This window comes from Candidatus Hydrogenedentota bacterium (genome assembly GCA_012523015.1).
Lineage (GTDB): Bacteria > Hydrogenedentota > Hydrogenedentia > Hydrogenedentales > CAITNO01 > JAAYBJ01.
This window is the reverse complement of record JAAYJI010000122.1, coordinates 1-6,397: the sequence shown is the minus strand read 5'-3', so window position 1 is coordinate 6,397 and position 6,397 is coordinate 1. Positions and strand designations below refer to the sequence as shown.

Below are 6,397 nucleotides of genomic sequence, written 5' to 3'. Positions count from 1 at the left end.
TGTTCTTCACTTTAGCTTTAATAATCGCTCTATATTGGAATTGCGTGACGAGATGCCGCTGCCGCTCCTCGCTGCCGCAGCGCCGGCACGCTGTGAAGAGGCGTCTGCTAAAGCCCTTTCTTGCGTCGTAGAGGATGATAAAAGTGTGTTCAACAAGTTTGTTACCGTCGCTGCGGATATGGCGCACTAGTCTTATACATGGTCGCCGCAAGAGTATTATCCGCCCTCGCAGATCCCGATGAACCTGAATGTAGTATTTCATCCCGTCGCGGCGGATTCGGTCAAGGCATATACCGTACACGGGCCTTGTGCGCCCGGAGCGTTGTCCGACCAACAGCCGCTGCTATTAACCGGTTCTTTTGATGAGGAAGGCGTTGTTGGGCTCCTGCTGTCCAATGGCCGAGCGTGGCGCCGTAGTTCCGAAAATTCCAATGAGATTGAAATCACGTTGGATATCGCCTTTCGTGGTGATGGACCCGTTACGATGCAGGGTTTTGTCTGCGCGGCGCACAGCGAAAAAGAATTGCTGCAATTTTTCCATACGATCCAAAACAAGTTGACGAGCAAGAACAGTGCGCCTTCACGTGCCGTGTCGACAACAAGCCGCTATGGGATGCGTGCCATGCTTCCTGCATTTCACGAAGCACGCATCGAAGGCATGGATTTCCCGCTCGCATGGCGGCACGCCGGCATGGATTTTGCCCAATGGCGTGTGGCGGCGCGTAACCGTTATTTGGATTCGCTTTTGCCAGCGCCTGAGTCAGCCCCCTTTGAAACAAAGCTTCTTGCTGTGGAAGATCGGGGCAGCTATGAAGCACGCAAACTCGCCTTGAACCTTTCCTGTGATGAACGGGTGACCGCCTATCTGTTGGTTCCCAAAGGAGCGGGGCCTTTCCCTGCCGTCCTCGCACTCCACGATCACGGCGCCCATTTTACCATTGGAAAAGAAAAAGTGATACGGCCTTTCAACGAAACCAAAGAACGGCTGGAAGATGCGCAACAGTGGGTTGAACAGTGTTACGGCGGTCGGTTCATTGGCGATGTGTTGGCGGACGAAGGCGATGTTGTTTTTGCCGCTGATGCGCTGTTTTGGGGGGATCGAGGCCGGCGCGAAGGGGTGCAGCACGAGGCACAACAGGAATTGGCAGCCAATATATTGCAATTGGGGCAATCTTGGGCGGGAATAATCACGTGGGATGATCTGCGATGCGCACGGTTCTTACAAAGCCTGCCCGAGGTCGTACCGGACCGCATCGGTGCTGTGGGTTTATCCATGGGCGCCCATCGCTGCTGGAATCTTTGCGCCGCCACAGATATTGTTAAGGTGGGCGCGGCCATCTGTTGGCTGGGCGATACGCCGACCCTCATGCGCGAAGGCAATAATCAAACGCGGGGCCAATCGGCCTTCACCATGACCCATCCGGGCTTGCGCAATTTTTTGGATTATCCCGACGTCGCATCCATAGCCTGTCCTAAACCCATGCTCTTTTACAACGGATCTCGCGACCCCTTATTTCCGGAGCCCGGCGTGACTGCTGCCTTTGACATTATAAAGGAGGTTTATGAGAGTCAAGGCGTGGCGGATCGTTTGGAAACGCGTGTTTGGGATGTGCCCCACGTATTTAATGTGGAAATGCAGCACGACGCCTTCGCGTGGTTAAATAAGCACTTAAAATAACTGAAACATGACAGTCTTCTCTAATCTGCGGTGAAGCGACTTTTTATTGTGTCCCCGTCACTTCCTCTGCCCTAAGGGTTGAACCACGTTCTTCAAGAGGATCAAAGGCCAAAGCGCCTGTAGGACACAAAACAACCACCTCCGCCCCGGAACGTGTCAATGCTTTTTCCAGGGATTCCTGAAAAGGAACCGTCACTTCCATGTTGAAACCGCGTCCGCTAAAGCTCAACCCCAGCGGTTCCAGATTGTCTTTGGTTCGTTCAACGCAGAGCCCGCATTTAATACATTTTCCGCTGTCGAACAGAATATCGTTGAACCGTTTCACGCTGTGCAGCGGCGGCCGTTCAGCGTTTCGAAACACTTTTGAGCGCGCGCCGTAGACCGTAGCATAATCTCGCAATTTGCACGATACAGGTTTGTGGCAATCGCAATGGAGGCACCGTTTCACCTCTTGCAGAGGATCTTGCGGATTGCGCGGGTAAGAGAGTGTCACCTCCTCCACTCTGTCTTTAACAAAAGTATCAATGTGCTTTGCGGAAACAGAGCCTAGGATGGACTGGTATACTTCCTTGGTTTGCAGAGGCTGCTCCGTGAGATGGGCGTGCACTTTTTCGGCACATGCTTTGCCTAATGCCACCGAGCGTACGGGAAGGCGATGCTTTTTAACATGAAATAAGAGTTTCTCCGGAGAAGGATCATAGGAGGAAGCGTTGACGACGGTATCGTAACCACTCATTAACGATTGGAGGGTGACAGCGATTCCCACTTCCGTATTCAAGAAAAAGACGACGCCCATTTCCTCTAAATAACTCAAATCGTTTTCCAAAGATTGCGGATCCAATTCCTCCTTCGTATAAGCGCGCAACGCTCCGCCCGCACGGGCAGCTTTGTCATAGACATGGCAAATATGTCCGTATTGCGTCAGGATGAAAGCGGCAGCAAGCCCCGCAGCACCCGACCCGATTATAGCGACTTTTTTACCAGAGGGTGCATCTTTAAAAGATGACAAGCTTTCCGTATCGGTGGACATGTCACCTAATTGTCCGTGCAGTTCGCGTATGGCGACGGCGTCGTCCAAGACGGCCCGTCTGCATCGCGCCTCACAGGGAGCTACACAAACCCAGCCCAACGTTGCCGGCAACACCAAGGCACGGCGCGCCATCTGCTGCGCTGTTGCCATGTCCCGTCGATCCATCGTGCGCAGCATGAGCGGAATATTTAACCCTGCGGGACAGGCCCGTTCGCAAGGCGCTTCACAATCACCCAAGTGTTCGCTCAACATCAGTTCGAGAACAGCCCTGCGTCCTTGTCGTACTCTTTCAGACTCCGTAAGGATATGCATGCCCTCTTCTGCGAGAGCGCTGCATGCAGGTATCAGACGGCCGGAAGTGCTGTCTTCGACCATGCAAATCCGACACGAACCTATGGGCGGCTTCGTATCGGCATGGCACAAGGTGGGGATGGTGATTCCCAATTGCGCCGCAGCTTCCAGTATGGTCGTCTCTTTCGGCACTTCAATGATATGGTCGTTAATCGTAATCGTGGGCATAAAATTAAGTCACCTCAACAGCATCAACAGGACAGACCACCCGGCAATTGTCACATTTTGTGCAGTGTTCTTGATCAATGACATGGAGCTCATAAGGCTTCATGGCAATGGCTTCGGGTGCGCAAACCTGTGCGCACTTGGTGCAGCCGATACAGGCGTCTGTAATATGGTAGGTAATGAGCGCTTTACACTTTGCCGCCGGGCAGCGCCCTTCAAGATGAGCTTCAAATTCTTCACGGAAATACCGTAAGGCGGTCAAGACCGGGTTGGGCGCTGTTTTTCCCAACCCGCGCAAGCTTTGTTCTTTCACTGTTTGAGTGAGTTCTTCCATCAATTCTAAATCGCCCTGTTGTCCTTCACCGAGGCATAGCCTGTCCAAAATTTCCAGCATACGTTTCGTACCTACCCGGCAAGGGGTGCATTTACCGCAGGATTCATGTTGCGTAAAGGAAAGAAAGTATTGGGTCATCTCGACCATACAATCATCTTCATCCAGTACGACGAAACCTCCTGAACCCATCATAGCGCCTGCTCCAAGGAGCGCTTCATAGTCTACGGGAGTGTCGCACAGGGAGGCGGGAATGCAGCCTCCGGAAGGACCGCCTATTTGTACCGCTTTCAAAGGGCGGCCGCCCGCCACGCCGCCGCCAATCTCATTCACAATCTCCCGTATGGTGCGGCCCATGGGCACTTCGATCAAACCGCCTCGCGCAATTTTCCCCGCCAACGAAAAAACTTTCGTACCCTTGCTGTGTTCGGTGCCTAAAGCGGCAAATGCCTTGCCGCCGTGTCGAAGAATCCAAGGTACAAGGGCAAAGGTCTCTGTGTTGTTGACCAAAGTTGGATGTCCGTGGAGACCGCGTTTTGCCGGATAGGGGGGACGCAGCGATGGCGCGCCGCGGCGTCCCTCAAGAGAAGCGATTAATGCCGTCTCCTCACCGCAGACAAAAGCGCCTGCCCCTTGTGCCACACGCAAGTGAAAGGAGCGCCCGCTTTTCAGAATATCGTCTCCAACAAACCCGGCTTCTTCACAAAAGGCGATCGCTTCGTTGACCCGCGACACCGCCAAGGGATATTCAGCACGAATATAGAAAATGCCTTCTTCGGCGCCCGTCGCCAAACCGGCAATAATCATACCTTCAATGACGCGGAAGGGATAGGATTCCAAGATCATACGGTCCATGAACGCGCCCGGATCGCCTTCGTCGCCATTGCATATGACAACTTTTTGATCGCCGGTCGTATTTTTAACGATTTCCCATTTGGCGGCAGTTGGGAATCCGGCACCGCCTCTGCCGCGCAGCTCACTCAACCGAAGCTCCGCGATAATTGCGTCGCCGGTCAAATACGCGTAACGCCGTGTTTCATCCCCTTCCTGCAAGCAGGCGCGTAAGGCTTCGAATCCTCCAAGCCGCTGATATTCTTCAAGGTCGGTGGGCGCCATTTCTCCACAATATGCTGTTGCGAGCCGTTGTTGAGCGCCTAAAAAATTGGACACAGGCGTATCCCGTACATCTAGGGCATGGTGTTCCGGAATATTTTTCCCCTCACGTAAATAGGCACGCTGCAGCCAATGTTTGGTTCTGGTTCGCGTACGACGCCAAGAACTGGCCGCCTTAAAATGCCGCAAGAGGATACTTTCTACATCATCCGGATTGACTTTGGCATAGAGGTGAGGCGCTTGCTCCGGCAAAATAATTTCAAGCATGGGCGTTTGATGGCACATGCCCACACAACTCACCGCTTTAACATGAACCTGTATGCCCAAACTGTCAAGGGCTTCCAACAAGGCATCATGGATCTTTTTGCTGCCCCCTGCCACACAACATGATCCCAATCCGATGCGTATTTCGCCCGCCGCGACCGCTGCGCTGCGATCGACACTTTCGTTGGTGCGTTTAAGCTGTGATTGTTCAGCTAGAAAGTGTTCCAGCATGGCGGGCACCGCGTCGGATTCCACGTGACCATAGGTGACGGTATCGATCTGCACGGCGGGAGCCAAGGTACAGCAACCCAGGCAGGCAACTTTTTGAACCGTGAACACCCCTTCGGCATCGGTATCCTCATGGATTTCCAGTTCCAGGTGTTCTGCCACCGCATCGTATACATCGGTGGCGCCTTTGACGTGGCAGGCAGTCCCGTCGCACACACGGATAATATGTTTTCCTGTGGGGCTTCGTCGGAACTGTCCAAAAAATGAAACCACGCTTTCCACTGCCGCAGGCGTGATGGAGCTGTGTGCACAGAGATGACGCAATGCTTCTTCCGGCAGGTACTTATAGTGTTTTTGAATGGCTTGAAGAACGGGAATCAAGACGTCCGGGCTTCGACCCATACGTTCTAATATATGATCTATTGCTGCAGTATTGAAACTTGTTTCCATAGAATCGGGAAGTGGTGGTTTAAGCGAGTTTTGTGTACGCTGCATAATACTCAAGAGTGGGGTGTATTTGCCAAGAGCCAATGAAGTGCAAGTCTGGCGTTTATGATACCTGCCTCTATAGGGATCAAACAACTCCTTAAACTTCGGAAAAAATCCTAACGTTCATATTTATTAAGATTAGCTGCTCCAAAGACGCATCCGCACCGACAATGATGTCTGCCCCATTGAATAAATAAGAAGAAAATAATCAATAGAGATAACTGTGACGCAACGTAGGAACAACACTTGAAGGGGCATTTAGACCTTGGTTTTGACTGTAAGGACAGGACAAAATTATCATGATATCGTTTCTCTCACACCTTGTTCTGCATGGACAGATGGCTTTATTCTAAGATGATTTGCACCGGCCCTAAGAGTCCCGCAGGCTTTAATTCTGTTGACTCTTTGACCACTTGCTGGCTGGTGAATGTACCGGCACTTTTTACGCCCGGCGTCACATCGCCGACAAGACGATTTCTCCAGGGATTGATCACGGTAATTTCAAGAAGGTTCTCACCCTCCTGCAAGGCCGTGGAAATATCCAGTTTATAAGGATGCATCCAAAGCGTTCCCAGCTCTTGACCATTTACCCGAACGACGGCTATGTCTACAACTTCACCCAATTCAAGAATAACGGCTTTCCCTTTTTCCGGAGCCGTGAAAGCGGTGCTGTAGATTGCTTCACCGGAAAAATATTTAATCTCTTCCTTTGCGTGATCCGTCCACGATTGAAGGGCAGGAAATTCCT

General features: G+C 52.1%; 5 protein-coding genes. 2 read left to right on the top strand and 3 right to left on the bottom strand.

Features of this window, described 5'->3' with window-relative positions:
* On the top strand, positions 1-190 hold a 190-nt coding region (locus tag GX117_05275; protein ID NLO32755.1), incomplete at its 5' end, for a hypothetical protein.
* 294 nt (positions 191-484) lie between these two features.
* Positions 485-1,678 (top strand): hypothetical protein, encoded by a 1,194-nt coding sequence (locus GX117_05270; protein ID NLO32754.1) that lies wholly within the window; start codon positions 485-487, stop codon positions 1,676-1,678.
* Positions 1,679-1,721: 43 nt separating this feature from the next.
* Here GX117_05270 and GX117_05265 read toward each other — a convergent pair whose 3' ends face one another.
* The 3 genes from GX117_05265 to GX117_05255 all read right to left on the bottom strand — a co-directional run.
* The gene (locus GX117_05265) at positions 1,722-3,227 is read right to left on the bottom strand and encodes an NAD(P)-binding protein (protein NLO32753.1); all 1,506 of its coding nucleotides are present in this window, start codon (positions 3,225-3,227) and stop codon (positions 1,722-1,724) included.
* A 4-nt stretch (positions 3,228-3,231) separates the two neighbouring features.
* Entirely contained in the window at positions 3,232-5,655 is a 2,424-nt protein-coding gene (locus tag GX117_05260; protein NLO32752.1) for a 4Fe-4S dicluster domain-containing protein, read from the bottom strand.
* Between the two features lie 338 nt (positions 5,656-5,993).
* On the bottom strand, positions 5,994-6,397 hold a 404-nt coding region (locus GX117_05255), incomplete at its 5' end, for a hypothetical protein (protein NLO32751.1).

Coding starts and splice junctions, on each gene's coding strand:
- GX117_05270 (NLO32754.1), top strand. CDS start 485: ATGCAGGGTTTTGTCTGCGCGGCGCACAGCGAAAAAGAATTGCTGCAA.
- GX117_05260 (NLO32752.1), bottom strand. CDS start 5,655: ATGCAGCGTACACAAAACTCGCTTAAACCACCACTTCCCGATTCTATG.
- GX117_05265 (NLO32753.1), bottom strand. CDS start 3,227: ATGCCCACGATTACGATTAACGACCATATCATTGAAGTGCCGAAAGAG.